This window comes from Aeromonas sp. S5(2024) (assembly GCF_041403025.1).
Lineage (GTDB): Bacteria > Pseudomonadota > Gammaproteobacteria > Enterobacterales > Aeromonadaceae > Aeromonas > Aeromonas hydrophila.
In genome coordinates this window covers 398,250-419,970 of record NZ_JBGLRI010000002.1, presented here as the reverse complement: position 1 = coordinate 419,970, position 21,721 = coordinate 398,250, and the positions used below count along the sequence as shown (strand labels likewise).

Annotated in this window: 16 protein-coding genes; 5 read left to right on the top strand and 11 right to left on the bottom strand. The window is 60.6% G+C overall.

Translation table 11 applies throughout. The features are described from left to right. Positions 1-12 precede the first annotated feature (12 nt). Positions 13-657: an MBL fold metallo-hydrolase gene (locus ACB032_RS05655; protein WP_206817311.1), complete on the top strand. Its 645-nt coding sequence runs from the start codon at positions 13-15 to the stop codon at positions 655-657. Here the strand turns inward: ACB032_RS05655 and ACB032_RS05650 are convergent. The 7 genes from ACB032_RS05650 to ACB032_RS05620 form a co-directional block, all read right to left on the bottom strand. After that, the gene (locus tag ACB032_RS05650; protein ID WP_011706078.1) at positions 647-1,648 is read right to left on the bottom strand and encodes an HD domain-containing phosphohydrolase; all 1,002 of its coding nucleotides are present in this window, start codon (positions 1,646-1,648) and stop codon (positions 647-649) included. The genes ACB032_RS05655 and ACB032_RS05650 overlap by 11 nt on opposite strands. Further along, positions 1,645-4,815, bottom strand: coding sequence for a response regulator (locus ACB032_RS05645; RefSeq protein WP_371137535.1), 3,171 nt, complete (start codon positions 4,813-4,815; stop codon positions 1,645-1,647). The genes ACB032_RS05650 and ACB032_RS05645 overlap by 4 nt, the downstream gene beginning before the upstream one ends. 205 nt (positions 4,816-5,020) lie before the next feature. After that, positions 5,021-5,308 (bottom strand): 50S ribosomal protein L25, encoded by a 288-nt coding sequence (rplY, locus tag ACB032_RS05640; protein ID WP_024945378.1) that lies wholly within the window; start codon positions 5,306-5,308, stop codon positions 5,021-5,023. 106 nt (positions 5,309-5,414) lie between these two features. After that, positions 5,415-6,281, bottom strand: coding sequence for a hypothetical protein (locus ACB032_RS05635; protein ID WP_102988762.1), 867 nt, complete (start codon positions 6,279-6,281; stop codon positions 5,415-5,417). A 66-nt stretch (positions 6,282-6,347) separates the two neighbouring features. Beyond that, a complete protein-coding gene (gene hrpA, locus ACB032_RS05630; RefSeq protein WP_371137534.1) occupies positions 6,348-10,262 on the bottom strand; it encodes an ATP-dependent RNA helicase HrpA in 3,915 nt (1,304 codons plus the stop codon). A gap of 212 nt (positions 10,263-10,474) precedes the next feature. Continuing rightward, on the bottom strand, positions 10,475-10,897 hold the full coding sequence (locus tag ACB032_RS05625) for a CBS domain-containing protein (RefSeq protein ID WP_017408387.1): 423 nt from the start codon (positions 10,895-10,897) through the stop codon (positions 10,475-10,477). Between the two features lie 84 nt (positions 10,898-10,981). Next, positions 10,982-12,052 (bottom strand): transcriptional regulator, encoded by a 1,071-nt coding sequence (locus tag ACB032_RS05620; protein WP_011706072.1) that lies wholly within the window; start codon positions 12,050-12,052, stop codon positions 10,982-10,984. A 1,039-nt stretch (positions 12,053-13,091) separates the two neighbouring features. Between ACB032_RS05620 and ACB032_RS05615 the strand changes: the two genes are divergently transcribed. Then, the gene (locus ACB032_RS05615) at positions 13,092-14,780 is read left to right on the top strand and encodes an ArnT family glycosyltransferase (RefSeq protein WP_371137533.1); all 1,689 of its coding nucleotides are present in this window, start codon (positions 13,092-13,094) and stop codon (positions 14,778-14,780) included. Between the two features lie 186 nt (positions 14,781-14,966). On the opposite strand, the gene ACB032_RS05610 is transcribed toward ACB032_RS05615, so the two are convergent. The 4 genes from ACB032_RS05610 to ACB032_RS05595 form a co-directional block, all read right to left on the bottom strand. Continuing rightward, entirely contained in the window at positions 14,967-15,296 is a 330-nt protein-coding gene (locus tag ACB032_RS05610) for a YbaB/EbfC family nucleoid-associated protein (protein ID WP_011706069.1), read from the bottom strand. A 115-nt stretch (positions 15,297-15,411) separates the two neighbouring features. After that, positions 15,412-17,973: a DNA polymerase III subunit gamma/tau gene (gene dnaX, locus ACB032_RS05605; protein WP_371137532.1), complete on the bottom strand. Its 2,562-nt coding sequence runs from the start codon at positions 17,971-17,973 to the stop codon at positions 15,412-15,414. 181 nt (positions 17,974-18,154) lie between these two features. Continuing rightward, positions 18,155-18,700: an adenine phosphoribosyltransferase gene (apt, locus tag ACB032_RS05600; RefSeq protein ID WP_016350746.1), complete on the bottom strand. Its 546-nt coding sequence runs from the start codon at positions 18,698-18,700 to the stop codon at positions 18,155-18,157. Between the two features lie 131 nt (positions 18,701-18,831). Further along, complete coding sequence (locus ACB032_RS05595; RefSeq protein WP_011706066.1) at positions 18,832-19,209, bottom strand: YbaN family protein; 378 nt, start codon at positions 19,207-19,209, stop codon at positions 18,832-18,834. Positions 19,210-19,428: 219 nt separating this feature from the next. Between ACB032_RS05595 and dusC the strand changes: the two genes are divergently transcribed. The 3 genes from dusC to ACB032_RS05580 all read left to right on the top strand — a co-directional run bounded on the left by dusC (position 19,429) and on the right by ACB032_RS05580 (position 21,692). Next, positions 19,429-20,373, top strand: coding sequence for a tRNA dihydrouridine(16) synthase DusC (gene dusC, locus ACB032_RS05590; RefSeq protein WP_371137531.1), 945 nt, complete (start codon positions 19,429-19,431; stop codon positions 20,371-20,373). Between the two features lie 97 nt (positions 20,374-20,470). After that, positions 20,471-20,839 carry an RNA polymerase-binding protein DksA gene (locus tag ACB032_RS05585; RefSeq protein ID WP_011706064.1) on the top strand — a complete coding sequence of 123 codons (369 nt, stop codon included), beginning with the start codon at positions 20,471-20,473 and terminating at the stop codon, positions 20,837-20,839. A 94-nt stretch (positions 20,840-20,933) separates the two neighbouring features. Then, the gene (locus tag ACB032_RS05580; RefSeq protein WP_323965036.1) at positions 20,934-21,692 is read left to right on the top strand and encodes a transporter substrate-binding domain-containing protein; all 759 of its coding nucleotides are present in this window, start codon (positions 20,934-20,936) and stop codon (positions 21,690-21,692) included. The last annotated feature ends 29 nt before the right edge of the window (positions 21,693-21,721 follow it).

The following is a 21,721-nucleotide window of genomic DNA, read 5'->3' as shown; positions in this document are numbered from 1 at the left end:
AGAGGACCCCATATGTTGAAATTCGAGGTGATCCCGGTCACCCAGTTTGCCCAGAACTGCTCCCTTATCTGGTGTGACGAGACCCATCAGGCCGCCCTCATCGATCCGGGCGGCGAAGCGGACAAGCTGCTGACCGCCATCGCCAAACGCGGGCTGACCCTGACCCATATCCTGCTGACTCACGGTCATCTGGATCACGTGGGTGCCGCTGCCGAGCTGCGGGAGAAAACCGGGGTGGCCATCACCGGCCCCCACAAAGAGGATGCGTTCTGGCTCGACATGCTGCCCCAGCAGAGCCAGATGTTCGGCTTCGCCCATACCCCCGCGTTCACGCCGGATCACTGGCTTGAGCAAGGTGACAAGGTAAAGGTGGGTCAATGCGAGCTGGAGGTGTACTTCTGTCCTGGTCACACCCCGGGCCATGTGGTGCTGCTCTCTCAAACCGAGCGGCTTGCCTGGGTGGGCGACGTGCTGTTTGCCGGCAGCATAGGTCGGACCGACTTTCCCCGTGGCGATCACGGGACGCTCATCAAGTCGATCACCGAGATCCTGCTGCCCCTTGGCGATGACATCGTCTTCATCCCCGGCCACGGTCCCAGCTCGACATTCGGCCGCGAGCAGGCAAGCAATCCCTACCTGACACAACCTATCTGGTGATCCCCCGCTCCTCGCGGGTGTCCCACTGGGCCTTGAGGCGCAAGATCTCCGGCATGATCTCGAGAAAACAGGCGAGCAGCCGGGGATCGAAGTGCTGGCCGGCACCGTCACGCATCGTTGCCAGCACCTGCTCCAACGGCCAGGGTTCCTTGTAAGGGCGACGCACGCTCAGGGCGTCAAACACATCGGCGATGGCCACGATCCGCGACGCCTCGGGGATCCCTTCGCCGGTTTCTCCTGCAGGGTAACCCGAGCCGTCCCACTTCTCGTGGTGATGCAGGGCAATCTCCGCCGCCATGCGGAAGATGAGCCCGTCTGAGCGCTTCAAGATTTCGTACCCGATGCGCGGATGGGTGCGCATGATGGCCCACTCCTCTTCGGTGAGAGGACCGGGCTTCTTGAGAATGTGATCGGGGATCCCAATTTTGCCCATGTCGTGCATGGGGGCCGCCAGCTCCAGTAACTCGGACTGATCCGCACTCCAGCCCGCCGCGTCGGCCAGGGCTCGGGCATAGGCGGCCATGCGCCAGATATGTACCCCGGTGTCGGTGTCGTTGTAGTGACCCGCCTCGCTCAGCATCACGATGGCGGTGCGGTAGCTGCGCTCGAGCTGATCGAGCCGTACCAGCGAGAGGTGAGTGCGCACCCGGGCGCGCACCGTGCTTGGGCAAACCGGCTTGTAAATGTAATCCACCCCGCCCGCCTCGAACCCCTGGCTCTCGCTGTCCGGGTTGTCGCTCGCCGTGATGAACAGCACCGGGATCCCGGCATGGGCCGGATCGGCTTTAAGCCTACGGCACACCTCGTAGCCGTCCATGTCAGGCATGCGCACGTCAAGCAGGATCAGGGCCGGTTCGTGGCGCGCCACGGCGGCCAGCCCCTCCTCGCCGCCCTTGGCAAAAAAGAGGCTGTACTCCTCCTTGAGGATTTGCCGCAACAGACCGAGGTTGCTCGGCTCGTCGTCGATGATCAACACTCGCGGTCGATTCATGATCCAGGTGTCTCCCGATTGTCCAGATACCCCTCCAGCTTGCAGGTCGCGAGCTGGATATCGAACAGCTCCAGGGCCGCACTGATCTCGCTCACCAGCTCAGCAGGCAAGTAACTCTTGGCCTGGCCCAGCGCCGGTTCAATCAGTTCCAGATCCTCGCTCATCAGGGCCTCACGCAGGGCGTGCAGGCACACCTCCTGCGCCTCACCCTGCGCCAACGGGGAGCTGACGGCCCCCGGCTCGCGTCCGGCATAGAGGTCGATGGCCTGCTGCGCCCGTTCCAGCGCCTCCAAGAAGGGGGCCATCAACTGGCTGGTGTCCCCTCCCTGCTCGATGGCCTCATTCAGTTCTGCACTGATGCGCGCCACATCGGTGAGCGACAGACTGCCCGCCACCCCCTTGAGCTTGTGTGTCAGGCTCGCGGCCGCATCAGTCTCGTGCTGGGCGATGTAGTCCGGCAGCACGGTACCGACCGTCATGTAGTCATCGCGAAATCGCCGCAGGTATTTGAGATAGACAGAGGCCTCGCCCCAGTTGCGAAGCCCGGTATCGATGTCAATGCCGGCCACCGGCTCCACGGCAGGTGGCACGTCGTTGATCGTGAGCGGCACCACGCTGTCGGGCAGGTAACGCAGCAGGGTCGCGATGAGCTGCTCCACGTCCAGCGGCTTGGCGATGAAATCGTTCATGCCGCAGGCCAGCGCTGCCTCGCGTTGATCCTTGAACACCCCGGCGGTGAGTGCCAGCACGGGCGTCTCCTTGTGTCCCGGCAGCTGGCGCAGGCGACGGGTCGCCTCGTAGCCATCCATCACCGGCATCTGCACGTCCATGAGCACCAGATCGATACGTTGCGCCGGGTCGGCAAGACAGGTCAGGGCCCGCTCCCCGTCGATGGCGGTGATCACCTCGGCCCCCTCCCGCTGCAGCAAGCGGGTTGCCACCTCCAGGTTGATGTCGCTGTCATCGACCAGCAGTATGTGAACGCCAGGCAGGCGCAGACGGCGCTGGCCACTCTCCAGCAGATCCACATGCTCGCGCTTCTCATGGATGAGGCGTGCCACCGCGTTGTAGAGGCTGGAGCCGGTGAACGGCTTGTGCAGCACCAGATCCACCTGCTCCGAGCCGGGGCGGCGCATCAGCTCTTCCTGGGAATAGGCCGTTGCCATGATGATGATGGGCGAGCGATCCTGCTGCTCGAAGGCTTGGCGAATGGCCACGCAGGTCTCGAGACCGTCCATGCCCGGCATGATCCAGTCGAGCAGGATCACATCGAAACGCTCCCCCTGACGCAGCAGATGGTGCAAGGCCTGCTCGCCCGACTCCACCACCCGTGACTGCCAACCGAGGGAGCCCACCGTCATCGACAGGGTGTCGCGGGTTACCTGATTGTCGTCGGCGATAAGCAGCGAGACGTGCTGCAACCGCTCGTGGAAGGCCTCTGGCCGCTCTACCTGTTCCAGCCGGACACGAAACCAGAACTCGCTCCCCTTGCCCAGTTCGCTGGTGACGCCGATGTCGCCCCCCATCAGGTTCACCAGACGGCGACTGATGGTCAGGCCGAGCCCGGTTCCCCCAAAACGGCGGCTGGTAGAGGAGTCGGCCTGGGAGAAGGCATTGAAGATGTTGGCCTGCTGCTCGGGCGGAATGCCGATCCCGGTATCGCGCACCCGAAACAGCAAGGTGGCCATGCCGTCTTGCTCGGCTTCCAGCTCGACCTTGACTTCCACCTCCCCGCGCTCGGTGAACTTGATGGCGTTGCCGGTCAGGTTGAGCAATACCTGCTCGAGGCGCAGGGCGTCCCCAACCAGGTGAGCGGCCTGCTCAGGGGCGCTGCTCACCACCAGCTCGAGGTGCTTGTTGCCAACGCAGGTGGACATGATGGCCGCCACATGATCGAGCACCTCTTCCAGGCTGAATGGCACCTGCTCGAGCTCGAGCCGGCCCGATTCAATCTTGGAGAAATCGAGGATGTCGTTGATGATCCCAAGCAGAGCCTGCCCGGCCTGATGGATCTTGCGCACCAGGGCGCGCTGGCCATCGTCGAGTCCCCCCTGCTCGAGCAGGTAGGCCAGCCCCATGATGGCGTTCATGGGGGTGCGGATCTCGTGGCTCATGTTGGCGATGAAATCCCCTTTGACCCGCGCCAATCTGGCCGCCTCCTGCTGCGCCAGCTGCTCCCGATGCCGGCTGAGCACCAGCGAGGCCACTGCGGCGCCGAACAGCAACAGCAAGATGGCGCAAGTGGCCGAGATGATCCCCCAGATATGAGTGCGAATGGCCAGCAGCTCGCTGCGTGGCACCATGGAGGCAGCCTTCCAGGCCAGCTGATCGTGATTCAGTGCCGGGTACAGCGTGGTCCAGCTCCACAGACCGTCGGCGAGCTCAACCTGGCCGCTCGAAGCCCCCAAGAATGCCTGCCAGGCCTGGGGAGAATACTGCTTCAAGGTGAGGTCCGGACGCTCGAGCATGAAGCCCCACTCTTGTGCCGGATCCGGGCTGCGCAGCCAATAGCCATCCTGATTGAGCAGCATGGTGTGATCGGCGGCCCTGCCACTGCTGTTGGCAAATACCTTGAGCATACGGCCGGCCTGCACGTTGATGAGCAGCAAGCCCAGATCGCGATCCCCCAGGCGCAGGCGTTTGGCAATACGGATCATGGAATTGAAGGGGCGATCGATCACTCCCTGCTCGACGTTGAGATCGAGCGGCGAGACGTAGATCCGCTCCCAGGGCAGCGCCATGGCATCGCGGAAATAGTAACGATCCTTTTTGTTTTGCAGCTGGTCATCGGGCACACGCTGCAGATGCTGGCCCTGACGATTGAAGCGCACCAACTCCATGCCATCCGGCGCCAGCCAGCGTACCTGGGCATAGTCAGGATTGCGGTTCATCAGCACGGTAAACTGGGCGGCAATGTTGTCACGCTCGTTGCGACCCGCCGCCTCGAGCAGGATGGGCTCTTCAGACATGCTGCGCACATGGCGCAGCGGTACCGCCAGTTCGTCATCGAGACGACCGCTGGCAAGCGACAGGAAGGTGCTCTCGTCGCTACGTACACGGTAGAGCTCGCGCTCGATCAGTGCGTCACCCAGCAGATACCCACCCACTAAAACCAGTACCAGAATGGGTGTGAACAGCAGGAAATATCCCCGTATGATTCCCTTCATCACGGTCAACATTACCCCGTATTTGGACTTGTTCGAATACTTTATAGATGCCAGAGCATCACAGTTGGTGTGCTGCTGTCAATCATGCCTACAAGTAAAGACTAACAGTACTATTTGAGTATTTTATTTTTATCGGGGAAAAATGCTGTAAAAACAAAGAGGCCACCCGTTTGGGTGGCCTCTTTACTGGAACGTTCGCTGTCGATTAAACGCGAACGAAGTCCAGGTGAACCAGCTTGTAACGTACCGGGTGACGCTGGATAGCCTTCACTTTCACGTTAACTTCTTCGCCGTTGATAACCAGAGTCAGTACAGACTCGTAGAATTCCGGCTTTTCTTGGGCCAGGATGAATTTCTTGTGGTCAACGGTGATGGACTGGGCTTCTTTACCTGCACCGTAAACGATGGCAGGAACTTGGTCAGCATGACGCAGGCGGCGGCTCGCACCTTTCCCCAGGTCAGAACGGACTTCAGCTTGGAATACGAAAGACATAATGTTTATCTCATATAGATGAATGTATGGTGTTGACTGCGACCGGTCAGCACCTCGCAAAACGAGGGCGCATACTATCACGGGCCCCGAACAGTGACAAGAGACCTTAACGCCCCTGCTCCAACCGGGCAAAGCGCAGCTGGCGCTGAGCCGGGCTAAGGGCATCGAAGCGGGCCAGGGTCTGCGGCGCCGGACAATACAGGGTGTCTCCGGCCTTGACCCGAATGCCGTTGCCCATCAGCGCCCGATTGTCATCGACGATGGCCAGCAGATAGCTGTAGGTATCCCCTGCCGCCCCCGTCACGGTACCGCTCTGGGCCAGCATGGCGGCGATGCGCCAGAGCGTCTCCCCCGCCGCAACCTGATGACATACCCGTTTGCCACCCGCCGCTGGCGCCGCCAGCGTGAGGGTACTGCCGGTCGGCTCGCTCGCCAGTGAAACCAGCGCGGGATCCTGCCCCTCACCTGCTTGAGCAAGCAGTGTCGCAGGCGCTTGCCAGTCCGCTGCTCGCAGATTCAGAACGGCCAGCAGGGGCTCGGCATCCTCTGTACTATTGCTACGGGGCTGACCTGGTCGCTGCGGCGCGGCAAACTCGGCCATGAAGGGTACGCCAAGGGTGGCCACCTCTTGCTGCGCATGGTGCTGGTAAGGGGGAACCGCAACGGGTGCCAGCCCGTAGGCCGCCTCGTCAATGCGCCTTAACCTGGCCAGATAGGCCTTGGAGAGCTCGGCCTCCCCTTCGAACAGATCGAACGGTGGCACCAGCCTGGCCGGAAACAGCACCTGCCAACGCCCCTTCTTCTTCTTGAGTTCCAGGGTGGGAAATTGATTGCCCCGCCAGGCCACGAACATGGCGGGCGGGGTGCGTTGCAGCGGGTAGTATTCCGGGTTCAGTTGCACCCAGGTTTGCTCAGCAATGGGTTGATAGCCACTGATGTTGACCATCGCCATCCCTAACCAGATTCCAAGCATCCTTGCTCCTCCGTCAGCGTCCAACCGGCCGGCAACACGGCTCCGGCCCCTCTCCTTTACAGCAGATTAGCACTGAGCGATAGCGTTCAGCACCCGTTTATCGGAGACCGGATAGGGGGTCCCCAGATTCTGGGCAAAAAACGACACCCGCAGCTCCTCGATCATCCAGCGGATATTGGCCACCTCGGTGGGAATAAGCTGGGATTTGGGGATCTTGGCCAGCAGCGCCTTGTACTCCGACTCAACACTGTGCACCTTGAGCATGTAGACCCGATCCCGGTTGGGATCGATGGCCAGCTTCTCCAGACGTCGTTCGATGGCCCGCAGGTAACGCAGCAAGTCAGGCAGCCGCTGCCAGCCGGTCTCGGTGACAAAGCCTTTGTGGATAAGGTTGCCGAGCTGCTGCTGGATATCGGACATGGCAAAGGCGGTATCGAGCTGCATCTTGCCCTTGAGCCGCTTCTTGATCTCATGGGACAGCGTCAGCACGGCTTCCACCTGCTTGGCCACCTCCACCACCGCATCGTTGAGCTCGGCGCGAACATACTCCTTGAGCGCCTCGAAACCGGCCTCATCCCAGGCCAACCCGCCATGCTGCTCGATCAGCTTGTCACATCCGCAGGCGATGCAGTCGTCAATCAGTTCCGCCACCTTGCCAAACGGGTTGAAATAGAGCCCCAGCTTGGCTTTATTGGGCAGCTTCTCCTGCAGGTATTTGATGGGGGATGGCACGTTGAGCAGCACCAGCCGGCGCTGACCGGCCCACATCAGCTGCTGCTGCACCACCGGGCTCTCCACCAGCTGGATGGCGACCGAATCCTTCTCGTCTACCAACGCCGGATAGGCCTTCACCTCGAATCCGCCGCGCTTCTGGCTGTACTCTTGCGGGAGCTCGCCAAAGCTCCACAGAGTGAGACCGGACTGCTCGATATCATCGTCCGCCACTTGTGACAGGGTCTCCTGCACCTTGCCACGCAGCGACTCTTTCAAGGCCTCCAGATCTTTTCCTTCCGCCACCTTCTTGTGTTTGTCGTCCACCACCCGGAAGGTGAGTTTCAGGTGATCGGGCACCGCAGCCCAGTCCCAGGATTCACGGGGCACGGTCACGCCAGTCATGCGGCGCAGCTGGCGCTCCATCTCGTCCAGCAGCGGCCCCTGCTCGGGGTTGATGCTGGCGAGCAGCGCATCGGCATAGTTGGGCGCCGGCACAAAGTTCTTGCGCATCGGCTTTGGCATCGACTTGATGAGGGCCACCAACAGCTCGTGACGCAGCCCCGGGATCAGCCACTCGAACCCCTTCACCTCCACCTGGTTCAGGAGCGGCAGCGGAATATGCAGCGTCACGCCATCCGCCGCCTCCCCCGGCTCGAACTGATAGGTCAGCTTGAGCTTGAGGCGCCCCTGCTGCCAGAAGTTGGGGTAGTCGAGATCGCTGATGTGGGCCGCATCCCCCTTCATCAGCATCTCTTTTTCGAAGTTGAGCAGCTCGGCGTCCTGCTTTTGCGCCTCTTTCCACCACTTGTCGAAGTGGCGGCTTGATATCACATCCTCCGGCAAGCGGGCATCGTAGAAGCGGAATAGATCCTCGTCATCCACCAGGATGTCGCGCCGACGAGACTTGTGCTCCAGCGCCTCCACCTCGGCCAGGAGCTTGCGGTTATCGCTTAAGAAGCGGTGGCGAGTCTCGAAATCCCCCTCCACCAGGGCGCGGCGGATAAACAGCTCGCGGCACAGCGTCGGATCGATGCGGCTGAAGTTGATGGTGCGCTCATTGACCAGAGTCAGGCCATAAAGCGTCACCTTCTCCTTGGCCATCACGGCGCCGTTTTTCTTCGACCAGTGGGGGTCGCTGTGGTGCAGCTTGATGAGGTGGCCCGCCAGCGGCTCCACCCACTCGGGTTCAATCTTGGCGTTGATGCGGGCGTAGAGGCGCGAGGTTTCCACCAATTCTGCGGCCATCACCCACTTGGGCGGCTTCTTGAACAGACCCGAGGCCGGGAACAGGTGGAAGCGGCCGTTGCGGGCGCCGAGGAATTCAGGTTTTTCCAGATCCTTGTTGCCGATGTGGCTCAAGAGGCCGGTCAACAGGGCGCAGTGCACCGTCTTGAAATCTGCCGGTTCATGGTTGGCTTTAAAACCAAGCTCCTTGACCGTCTGGCGCAGCTGGAAATGGATGTCCTGCCATTCGCGCACCCGCAGGTAGGAGAGAAACTCCTTCTGGCACATGCGGCGGAACGGATTGCTGCCAAGGGCATCTTGCTGCTCTTTCAGATAGTTCCAGAGGTTAACGAAAGCGAGGAAGTCGGAATCCTTGTCCTCAAAGCGTCTGTGCTGCTCATCGGCGGCCTGCTTCTTCTCCATGGGCCGCTCGCGGGGATCCTGAATGCTGAGGGCAGCGGTGATCACCATCACCTCGCTCAGGCAGCCGGTCTGCGCCGCGCTGATCACCATCTTCGCCAGACGCGGATCAAGGGGGATGCGCGAGAGCTGGCGACCGGTCTCGGTCAGCTGCAGTTTCGCTTCACGATCGCCGGTGGCGGGCAGCTCGCGCACCGCCTCCAGCTCTTTGAGCAGGGTCAGGCCGTCCTTGATATGGCGTGACTCGGGTGGCTCGACGAACGGGAACGCCTCCATGTTGCCAAGGCCGAGCGCCAGCATCTGCAGAATGACGGATGCCAGGTTGGTGCGCAGGATCTCGGGGTCGGTGAAGGCCGGGCGGCCGTTGAAATCCTCCTCCGAGTAGAGGCGGATACAGATACCGTCCGCCACCCGGCCGCAGCGACCCTTACGCTGGTTGGCACTGGCCTGGGAGACCGGCTCGATGGGCAGGCGCTGCACCTTGGTGCGCCAGGAGTAGCGGCTGATGCGGGCGGTGCCCGGATCGATGACGTAACGAATGCCCGGCACTGTCAGCGAGGTCTCAGCCACGTTGGTGGCCAGCACGATGCGCCGCCCGGCGTGTTGCTGGAACACCTTGTTCTGCTCGGCGTTGGAGAGGCGGGCGTAGAGCGGCAGCACCTCGGTGTCGCGCAGGTTGAGCTTGCGCAGGGCATCGGCGGTATCGCGGATCTCCCGCTCGCCGTTCATGAAGATGAGGATGTCCCCTAGCCCTTCGCGGGCCAGCTCTTCCACCGCATCGAAGATCCCCTGCAGCTCGTCGCGCTCTTCCAGCCCTTCACTCTTGTCACTGCTTTTTTTATCAACAAATAGCGGGCGGTAGCGCACCTCCACCGGGTAGGTGCGACCGGAAACCTCGATCACCGGCGCCTTGTTGAAATGGCGGGAGAAACGTTGTGGGTCGATAGTAGCCGAGGTGATGATCACCTTGAGATCGGGGCGCTTTGGCAGCAGCTGCTTGAGGTAGCCCAGAATGAAGTCGATGTTGAGGCTGCGCTCGTGGGCCTCATCGATGATGATGGTGTCGTACTGGGTCAGCATCCGGTCGTTCTGGATCTCCGCCAGCAGGATACCGTCGGTCATCAGCTTGATGTGGGTCTGCTCGCTCACCTGATCGGTAAAGCGCACCTTGTAGCCCACGTAGTGGCCGAGTTCGGACTCCATCTCTTCGGCAATACGGGCCGCCACGGTACGGGCCGCCAGACGACGTGGCTGGGTGTGGCCGATGAAGCCCTTCACCCCGCGCCCGAGCGCCAGACAGATCTTGGGGATCTGGGTGGTTTTGCCCGAGCCGGTTTCGCCGGCGATGATCACCACTTGATGCTCTTCAATGGCTTTGGCGATCTCCACCTGCTTCTGGCTGACCGGCAAGTTGTCCGGATAGGTGACCTTGGGCACACCCGCCAAACGGGATTGGTAGCGCGCCTGTGCCGCATCCAGATCGGCGGCGATGGTCTCGAGTACGGCAGCCTGTTTGCCCTCGGGCAGCTTCTTGGCCCCGTGCAAACGGCTGGAGAGACGGCGGGCGTCGAGATTCATGCAGGCAGGGAGACGGCGGCGCAGCGCCTCGATAGAGAGAGACAAGGTACGAATTCCTTAAAAGAGTGCCCGGCAATAGGGCCATATCGATAGCTGGGAGAGATCCTAAAGAGCGAGGCCAGAGGGTGCAAGCCTTAAAGCGGCCGCGAGGGCGATGAAAGAGGCGTTATCCGGGTAGGCGGCACTCCCCATCACCATAAGAAAGAGCAGGCCAGATGCCTGCTCTTTGGATGACAACAGTGCCCCATCAGCCGGGCTCAGGCCCGCGCCTTGCGCACGAAGCAGGCTCCCAGCTGGGCGTGGATGGCCTGCATCACGTCATGGCGGCTGATGACCCCGAGCAGATGCCCCTCCTCCACCACCGGGTAGATCTTGGGTTTTTGCCCCATCATCATCTCGGCCAGCTCCAGAATGCTGGTATCGGGGCCAACGGCCAGCACCTCCTTGCGCATCACGTCCCGTACCTGGGCCACCTGTTCGCAGTGGTAAGCCTCTTTCAACATGACGGCGATGCAGTCCTGCTCGGAGACCCAGCCAATCAGATGACCCCGCCCATCCACCACGGGGCCACCAAGCTGACGACTGTTGAGAAATTTTTCCACCGCCGCCTGCACCATCATCTCCGCGCTGAAGGTGATGGGCCGAGTCTGCATGTAATCCTTTGCCTTGAGTGATTCCATCGTGCATTCCCCCAACCGGCCTCCCGGCCGGGAGGCGCGAGCCGGGCACTATGTCCGGCTCACTCCAAGCATAGCTTGCATGGATCAGGAGATGGATTGCAGCAACAGCAAGAGCTCGTTCTGGCTGTGGCAATCGGTCTTCTTGAAGACCCCTTTCAGGGTCGAGCGCACGGTTTCCACCTTGACGCCGCGCAGCTCGGCGATATCGTTGCTGCTGTAGCCCTTGCTCATCAGCACCAGCAACTCTTTCTCGCCGATGGTGAGCGGATAGAGGCTGGCCAGTGCTTCAATGTCGGGATTGAAGGAGTGTTCGGGATCCCGCAGCACCACTTCCACATACCGCTCGAAGCGGTTGAGACCGCTCATCAGGGTGCACTGGATCAGCAACGGCCGCAGATTGGGCTGACGGGGAATGGACATATAAGCGCTGGCACCAGGCAACAGATAGGCAAAGCCATTCAATATCTCTTTGAACTGGCGTTGCTGCTCCTTATTTTGCAGCGAGAAAATACCATTGCCTGCCCGCAGCTCCACGTTCTCGTCGGCAATACGATTGAAGGCCACATTGGAATAATGAATATGCCCTTTGTCATCCACGATGGCGCTGGGTTTATTGTGGTTTTTTACCAGCTGTTGCAGCTGATAGTTCTGGGTTTCCAGGGCCAGCAGGTTCCAATAATGTTGGCTCCAGGCCGCGAGGCCAGAATAAACTTCGCCAAGGGAAGAAATTTCCTGGGCGCTGAAATCATCCTGGGTGGCCGCCCGGTAGGTACACAGGCTGCTAAGCCCCCGCCCCTTCACCCGGCAGACACCACCGGCCGCGAACTGGGCGCCGAAGCTGGCCAGCAGACCCGCCGAGTTGGACAGCGTGTTGGCGCTGACGATCCCCTGGCAGCCCTTGTCCAGATAGTGATTGAACCACACATCCTGGCGATGGTGCTGGACGTAGAACTGCTGCTGGGCCTCGGTCAAGCCGCTCGCGAAGAGCTTGATGCCGTCGCTCTTGTCATCATCGCGCAACAAGAACAGCGACGAGCTGCCCGACACGTCGGAGCGGAACTGATCCACCACCAACTTAATGTCAGAATCATTAATACCGCACTCATATAACTGGCTTATATAGGGCGATACCCTTTCTTTTACTAATGCCTTCACACCCGAACTCCTAATTCTTATTTTTATTGAAGTGGCATCTTACTCTGCAATGAGAAACGCGAAAAGTAGTCAAATGAACAAAGGTTTTATAACTGATCCATAAATAGTAATGATGAAACGACATAAGCGTCTTCGAAAGCGAAAATCTTAAATCCAAGTTAATGTTTTATATGATTTTTGTCGTTGATGTTGGGTTTGTCTGCAACAAGGCAACAGGCTAGTACAACGGTCGATTGCGCGCAAAAGCACTCCTCTTGCACCATTTGTCGCGACAAGTTGCATTGCAACGACAAAATCATCCCGCCAGCCGGGCCGTTGCCCCAGTTATTCTGGGCCTGCCGCCGGCGCAACGCACTCCGCCATTCGCGCGCATCGGCTGCAACTTGTCCAAAGATCTGCGGGCAACCAGCAAGGTGCTTTCGGCAACTCGAAGTGCTTCATCTCGACTTTCGTCGCCGGCATTCTCCTCATCGTCTTGGTCAACGTGGATCAGCTGGTGGTGATCTGGCTGCAACATGAGCACACCCAAAAGACGCTACCACCTCACTTGCTGTTGACGTTTCCAGTCAAGCGAAGCTCCCAACGCAATGCATCTGCTCTGCCTAGCTTCGCCATTGCCTCGATACCAGGTGCATCTTCCATCAGGAAGCCGCGCATATCGAGACCCAGACAACTGATATGAAAAATAAAAAAATAGAAGTGGCCAGCGGTGTCAATATATAGCCGGTATGTTCATCCATGGCTCGCCAAGCACATTGCTGACTACAGATAAAAAGAATAAGTGAAGCAATCAATGCATTTATGTTGCAAGTGGCAAAGCAAGACAAAATGTCTCACCACGATTAAGGCGAACGTCTTAAGTAATATTTGGTAACAACTTGTTCATTAGCATTCGTCAGAATATGTGATACTAGATTGAACATCGATATTTTAGTGTGGTGAGCCTTTATCAATATGGATATTACCATGACCCATTTTCTGACCATGGATGTCAGTCTGTTCGCTATCAAAGTGCAGCCTTGCCTGCCGAGAGGACCTCATGCAGTCCACTAGCACAGCCCCGAATACGCATCTGTACGGATTATTGCTGATGGTGCTGGCCATCACCCTGATGGGCCAGTTTGGACACCAATTGTGGACCCCCGACGAGCCTCGCGAGGCGGCCATCGCCTGGGAGATGTTCACCAGCCGTGAACTGGCCATCCCGACGCTGGGCGGCAGCAGCTTCATCGAAAAACCGCCCCTCTATTACATCCTCACCATTCCCTTTCTTGCCCTGCTCCACGACAACCTCGGCGTCACGGTAGCGCTGCGTCTGGTGGGGGCTCTGTGGGCCATGGCAACCCTGCTGTTCACCGGCCTGCTGGCCAGACGGGTACTGGGCTCCCGCACTGCCGCCCTCTGGTCGGTGATCGCTCTGGGTACCATGGAGGGCTTCATCATGAACAGCCACTGGATCCGGGTCGATACCAGCCTCGCCTTTTTCGTCGCCTTCACCATGTGGGCATTTGCCGAATGGTATCTGGCGGATCGCCAGCACATGCTCTGGTGTGCGGGGCTTGGGCTCTCCCTCTGCTTTCTGGTCAAGGGCCCCATCGGCCCCATTACCCTCTTCTTCGGCTGGCTGGCGCTGTTTTTGCCGGCACTCAAACGCCATCTTGCACACCAGGAGGGAGGCCGTTTCGTGATACAGCACCTCGGTATGACCCTCCTGTTTGTCGCCCCCATCGCCGGCTGGCTGCTGGCCCTGTGGCAGCATCCTGAGGGGGAGTCGCTCTGGCAGCAGTGGTTCTGGCAAAATCAGGTGGGCAGGTTGACGGGCAGCTCGGCCGAGCTCGGTCACATCAAGCCCGGTGAATACCTCTTTTATCTTGGCGGGCTGGCCGAATACACCCTGCCCTGGCTGCCCCTGGTGCTGCTCTGGTGCTGGCAGACCCTCAGGCAGAGGCAGTGGAGCGCCTCCCGCCTGTTTCTGCTGAGCTGGGCGCTGGGTGCCCTGCTGCTGCTCAGCATCGCCTCCACCAAGCGGACTCTTTACCTCTTTCCACTGATGCCGGTCTTTGCCCTGATGATCGGGCAACTGAGCGTCTGCTGGCCTCGCTGGCTCAATGGTTATGGCCGTGGCTGGACCTTGTTCATGTTCCTGTTTGCACTGGCGCTGCTGATGGCCCCCTTTTATCTGCCGCTGTTGCCGCTGGAAATACCCGACAAGGTGCTCAGGATCATCAGTACGCTGGGTTGGCGGCATGTATTTGCGGCCATATTACTTATCTTTGCAGTAGAACAGTTGTGGCGCTGGCGCGAAATACACGGTGCAACCTTGCTGGCCAGCGCAGCCGGCATTATGTTTATGCTGACGTTTATTCTGGCCTACCCCGCCATTGATGCTGCCAAGAATATGAAAGATGACACCCAACACTTCTTGTTTAAAATACCGATAGAACAACGCACCAATATTGCCGGCTGGCAATTTGGTGAAACCGAACGCGGATTATTTTCGGTATATGGCAACTGGCAAATAACCAATGTCGACAAGGCCCGCCTCAATGCTATTTTGACCTGCCAGGACCCTGTCTATACCAGCCTGCTCATCAATCAGGATGACCCGCAGTTTCAACTGGCCGAGTTGCTGGCAGAGCAGCCTTACCGACTACTGGCGACAGGCCACCCCAGGGTAGACAAGGATGCCCGAGCCATCTATTGGGTGAAGGGCCGCTGTCTGCCTTGATGGTCCCCCCTGCATTGGCTGGGGTAGCACTTCACAGTAGCGCGCCAGCAGACGACCAAACAAGACAGGCTATCGCCTTGCAAACCGGATAAAAAAACGCAGCGGATACATTTCTGTATCCGCTGCGTTGTCTGGTCACGTCGTCATGCGCAAGACACGCGGTACGGCGCACTTACCAGGCCGAGCTTAGAACGGCATCTTGAAGCCGGGGGGCAGTTGCATGCCGCCAGTAAGTTCGCCCATCTTGCTCTTGTTCTGCTCTTCCACGCGACGCACGGCATCGTTGACGGCAGCGGCCACCAGATCTTCCAGCATCTCTTTGTCATCTTCCATCAGGCTCGGGTCGATCTCGATGCGGCGCACGCTGTGGCTGCCGGCCATGGTGACCTTGACCATGCCAGCGCCGGCTTCACCGACCACTTCCATCTGGGCAAGCTGCTCTTGCATCTTCTGCATGCGCTCTTGCATCTGTTGGGCCTGTTTCATCAGGTTCCCCATTCCACCTTTACCAAACATATGTCGTCTCTCGTCTTGAAATCCGGCATCCAGCGCCGGGCCGTGGGTTTACCCGTCCTAAGTGGGGACAGCCAAACCATTTTTCAACCGGGCACTAGGCCCGGCATGGTGTTTGTCAGCGACTCAGCGGCTCTATGCTGTCGTGGTGAAGCACGGCGCCGAATCGCTGCTGCAAAAATTGCACGTTGGGATCCTGCTCCAGATCCCGGGTGACCTGCTCACGCACCCCGAGATAGAGGCGATGTTCTATCTCCAGCGGCGTCTCCTGCTCAGGCACATTGCCCAGCGTGACCTCCACCTGCACCGGTTGCCCCAGCTCGGGGCCGATGATCTCCGCCAGATCGGCGCGCGCCCTGTCGCTGATCAGATGGCGCTGCTCCGGTTTGAGGGTCAACAGAACCTTGTCCCCCTGCTGGCTCATGACCGAGTTGATGGCCAGCTGACGCAGCCGGCCACCGACACCGGTGCGGGCAATCAGCTCGGCCCAGGGGTCGCCACAGCTGTTCAGCAGGGAAGACGGGATCAATCTGGCCGCCACTTCTCCCGCTTGCGGCTGGTTGTCACCCTCCAGCTCGTCCCAGTCGATGGTCTCCATCACCGAGGCCGCAGGCGCCGGCTCGCTGGCAACGACCTCGCGAGGGGCCGGCACGGGAGCCGCAACAGGCACAGCGCTAACCTGCCGAGGAGCACTACCCTCCAGATCCCAGGGCGGCAGATCGTCTGACTGAGGACGTGCCACGGCCGCGGGAACAGGCGCCGGCGACAAAGCCTCGGCAGCCCGCTCCGGCAGAGGGGCGCTGGCAAACGCACCGCTGAAACCTTGGCTCAAATACTCTTCGTAGTCGCTGCCGCTCTCTTCATAGGCATCGAGCGGCGGCAACTCGTCATACCCCGTCTGCGGAGCTGGCCGGGCAGACGTCTGCCCTTGCCCATCAACCCGCGCCGGTTGCGGCTCGAAAGCCGGGGCTGGCGTGGCGGCGGCTGGCTGTATCGCAGTTGCCGATCTGGCAGCTGCCACCGGTTTGGCGGGCGCTGTGCGCACAGAGGTGGTCGCCACAGACGGTTCGCTGCGCAGACGACTGCGCAGCAGATTGCGCTTGCCAAGCAGGCTTTGCATGCTGGAGACCGTCGAGGGGACGGCCTCTGCGTCGGCCACCACCTCGGCCTGCGGGATTGATTCGGCCTCGGGCTCCGCCATGACAGGCACTGAAGGGGGAACCACAGACGGCTCTGCCGGCATGTTGCCGGACGCAGCCAGCAACGTCGCCGCCTCGTAACCCATCTGCTCAGCCTCGCGCAGCAACTCATCCTGCTCGGCAAACAGCGGATCCAGATCGGCGCCGTTATCCTGTCTATCCGGCGCTCGCTCGACAGCAGCTGGCTCAGCCATTGCCACAGGGGCCATTGTCGCTGCAGGCGCGGCGGCTGCAACCGCTGACGGCGCCGATGAAGCCTGTGGCGCTGCACTGACAGCCGGGGCCGGCTCAGCCCCCTGGGGCTTTCCCGGCACCGCTGCGCCACTCCTCGCCTCTGTCGCCAACCCTCCCATGGCGGGGGGCAGCGCCGTCAGGCTGGCGGGGTGCAGTACTTCACGCCGGGGCGAGAAGGCCAGCATCCGCAGGCAGGTCATCTCCAGCGCGGTACGGCCATCGGGTGCCCAAGGCAAGTCTTTACGGCCGCCCAGCACGATTTGATAGCAGAGCTGCACCTCTTCCGGGCTCATGGCCTGGGCCAGCTGCAGCAGGGCATCGGCGTCCGCCCCCTGCTCCTGCACGGTGGCCGGCAGCAGCTGCGCCATGGCGATGCGATGGAGCAGCCCTTCCAGCTCGGCGTGCAGCTGATCAAAATCGGGGCCCAGGGTGGCAATCTCGGTGATCTTGGCCATGGTGGCCGGCGCATCCTGGCGCAGCACGGCCTCCAACAGCTGGTGCAGATGGCGATGATCGAGCGTGCCCAGCATGGCCAGCACGCTATCGAGGCGCACGCTGCCATTGCCGTGGGCCAGCGCCTGATCGGTCAGGCTCAGGGCGTCACGCATGCTGCCGTCGGCCGCCTTGGCCAGCGCCAGCAGGGCGCGCGGTTCAAAGGGTTGTCCCTCCTGATCCAGCACCCATTCGAGCTGCTTGGCGATCTGGGTCTGATCCAGACTCTTCAGATGAAACTGCAGGCAGCGCGAGAGGATGGTGATCGGCAGCTTCTGCGGATCCGTGGTGGCCAGCAGGAACTTCACATAGGGGGGCGGCTCTTCCAGAGTTTTCAACAGGGCGTTGAAGCTGTGGCGCGACAACATGTGCACTTCATCGATGAGGTAGACCTTGAAGCGGCCACGGGCTGGCCGGTACTGCACGTTGTCGAGCAGTTCGCGGGTATCTTCCACCTTGGTGCGCGACGCCGCATCGATCTCCAGCAGATCGACGAAGTTGCCCTGATCGATCTCGCGGCAGGTGTCACACACCCCGCACGGGTGGCTGCTGATCCCCTGCTCGCAGTTGAGACTCTTGGCCAGGATGCGGGCGATGGTGGTCTTGCCGACCCCGCGGGTGCCGCTCAGCAGATAGGCGTGATGCAGCCGTCCCTGATCCAGGGCGTTGGTCAAGGCGGTCAGCACATGATGCTGGCCTACCACTTGTTCAAACGTATGGGGGCGCCATTTACGCGCCAGAACCTGATAGCTCATAGATCTCGATGCAGGGATGACAAGGCATTGAGGCTGGATGCTAACACAAATGCGGGGCGGGCTGTATCGGCTATCGGCCAGGGCGGGAGGGATCGCTTGAATTTCAAACCGATGCCCGTACGGGCACCGGTCTGGACGCAGGCAAGGCTGACGAGACCTGCCAGCTTGGTGAGACTGGGGCTTATTCGCCCGGCAGTTCGACCAGAGAAACCACCTTGACGCCGGCGGCAGTCAGGCGGGCATCACCACCGAGGGACGGCAGGGAGATGATGAAGGCGGCATCAACCACTTCACCGCCAGCGCGGCGAATGAGCTTGACGGTGGCATCGACGGTGCCGCCGGTGGCCAGCAGATCGTCCACGACCAGCACCTTGTCACCGGGCACGATGGCGTCGGTGTGCAGTTGCAGGGTGTCGGTGCCGTATTCGAGGGCATAGGACTCTTCGATGACGGCGCGGGGCAGCTTGCCCGGCTTGCGAACCGGCACGAAGCCCAGACCCATGGCGTAGGCTACCGGCGCGCCGAAGATGAAGCCGCGGGCTTCGGTACCGACAATCTTGGTGATCCCTTGATCACGATAGTGATTGGCCAGCAGATCGATGGTGGCCTTGAAGGCATCGGCATTCTCGATCAGGCTGGTGATGTCGCGAAACAGGATGCCCGGCTTCGGATAGTCGGGAATGGTCTTGATGCTCGCTTCGATAAATTTCAGGGTTTCCGGATTCATGGTTTGACCGTTTGTTTTTCGACGCAGATGGTCGTTTCTCTCAGCTTCCCGCCAGCGGGAAATAAAAAGGCCCGTCACGCAAAAATGACAGGCCGACTCCATAGCATTATTGCCGCAATAGCTTAGGGACTTCACTTCTCCATTGCAACTGGCTCCAGCACCGGCAGACGCATTAACCAGGTGAGCAGGATCACCATTATGGCAATGAGCAGCAGCCTGACCCACAGCAGGGGGACCACCGCCAACGACACCGAGAAGGAGAGCAGAATGAAGAGGATGGCGCGCCGCCGCGCATGGCGGCGAATGCCGCGATACTGCTGCCAGTCGGCAATGGGCGGCCCGAACCAAGGGTGCGCCAGCAGCCAGCGATGAAAACGAGGGGACGAGCGGGCAAACAGGGCCGCCGCCAGCAGCATGAAGGGCGTGGTCGGCAACAGGGGCAGCACGATGCCGATGATGCCGGTCACAAATGCCAGCCAGCCCAACCCCATCAAACACCAACGTTTCATCGCAGCCCCTCTTACCATGCCCTTGCGTCATCCTAACAGGATCCGCCCCCATGTTGACAACGATTCCCATTATCACGGCAACTGATACCCCGGATTACAGGGCCTACGCACCAGTCATGGCCTGAACCTGCCCATTCCCGTGGCGTGACGGCTGACAACCTGCCCCGTTACCACTACAATCTGCGCTCTTTTTTCTCTGTTTGCCCTTCGGAACCGGTTATGCGCGTTATTTTGGCCCCCATGCAGGGGGTGCTGGATCACTTGATGCGGGAGGTGCTCACCTCCGTCAACGATTACGACCTCTGCGTCAGCGAATTCATCAGGGTGGTCGATCAGCTGCTGCCGGCCAAGGTGTTCCATCGCCTCTGCCCCGAGCTCAAACAGGACGGCAAGACCCGAGCCGGCACCCCGGTGCGGGTACAACTGCTGGGCCAGCACCCCGAATGGCTGGCCGAAAACGCGCTGCGGGCCATCGAACTCGGCTCCCCTGGCGTCGATCTCAACTTCGGCTGCCCTGCCCCCACGGTCAACAAGAGCAAGGGGGGCGCCGTGCTGCTCAAAGAGCCCGAGACCATCTATCGCATCGTCAAGGCGGTGCGCGACGCTGTGCCTGCCCATCTGCCGGTGAGCGCCAAGATCCGCCTCGGCTACGATGACAAGGAGCTCTATCTGGAGAACGCCCATGCCGTTCATCAAGGCGGCGCCAACGAGCTGGCCGTGCATGCCCGCACCAAGCGCGAAGGGTACAAGGCGCCGGCCCACTGGGAGTATGTGGACGCCATTCGCCGTGCCCTGCCCATTCCCGTCACCGCCAACGGCGAGATCTGGGATCATGCGGATGCCCTCGCCTGCGCCCAAGTCTCCGGCTGCGATACCCTGATGGTGGGCCGCGGCGCCATCTCCCTGCCCAATCTGGCCAACGTGATGAAGACCGGCTGTGCCCACATGAGCTGGGCCGAGGTGCTGCAGCTGATGGTGAGCTACACCGAGCAGGACTTGGCGAGCGAGAAGGCGGACTACTACCCGAGCCGGATCAAGCAGTGGTTCAGCTATCTCAAGCGGGAGTATCCCGAGGCGGATCGGCTGTTTGGGGAAATCCGGGTACTCAAGGAGACCCATCCCATCCGGGATGCCTTGCTGCAGGCGTCGAAAACTGTGATCTAACCGTCCTTTACTTGACGCATATCATCTTGATAATCCTGTCGCTTCCCTATACTGCCCCAGATTCGTAATTCGTCTGTTGGGGGCTAGTGTGTGTGAAATGACGCAAGCTCAGTTGGCCGTGTGGCGTGATCGCCTGCTGACTGACTGGGCGCAAGTAAGAGAAGAGCTGATCGGTCAGCTCAAAGCCTGTCGGCGTGACGAGTGGGCAGAAAAGGTGGATCACTGCGAGCGGGATCAACTGGTTGATCTGACCAGCCGCCTCGACTTGCCCAAGGTGGAGCAGAGCGTGGCTCGCCTCAAACGCATCGATGCCGCCCTCTGTCAGATGGATCTGGGCCTCTATGGCCTCTGTTCCGACTGCGAAGAGCCGCTGGCCATCGAACAGCTGGAACAGGACCCGACCCTGCAACGCTGCCCGCGCTGCGAAGCCCGCTATCGCAAGGGATTCCACGCCCACGAACTCTGAGGGATGCACCTCCGTGCATCCTCTCCTGCGGGCTGGTCAGCCCGACATTCCTATTCAATAATCAACAACAACCACGCTGAACAGGGACATCTCCGTGTACAGAGTCTTGTTGTTATGGTGTTTGTGCTGCTCCGCCTGGGCGCAAGAGTCGCTGCTGGTAGGCTGGTCAAGCTGGCACCCGTTCAGCTTTCGCGACGAACAGCAGCAACTGCAGGGGCTGGATATCGACCTGCTGGAAGCCATCTTCAACCGGGCCGGGTTTCACGCCAACTACAGCGAGATGCCCTGGGCCCGCGTGCTGCGCGAGCTGGAGTTCGGCACCATTCAACTGACCATGTCCGCCAACCAGACCGCCGAGCGCGACCTGTATGCCCGCTTTACCCTGCCCTATCGCAATGAAGAGACAGTGCTGCTCATCCGCCGTCAGGACAAGGGGCGCTGGCAGGAGATAACCCAGCTCTCCGACTTGCTCTCCCGGCCGGACTTCACCATCGGCCTGCTGCGTGACTTTGATTACGGCACCGATTTTCGCACCTTCATGCAGTCACCCCAGATGCAGCAGCGACTGCTGGTAAGGCTCAAAATGGAACCGCTGATCAAACTGCTGCTGGCCGGCCGGATCCAGGGGGTTGTCATGGACCCCATGGGGTTGCAGCAGCTCAATCTGGCCGGGCTCCCTCTGGATCAACTGACCACCCTGCTCGACATCCAGCAGACCCCGGTCCACCTGATGTTGAGTCGTCGCACCACCACGCAACAACAGCTGCAACGGCTTGATGAGGCGATCCGGACCCTGTTGCAAAGCCCTGAGTACGGGCAGATCCTGGCTCGCTACCGCTATCCGCTGCAGTAACGCCGGCAAAAAAAGGGGCCCCGAGGGCC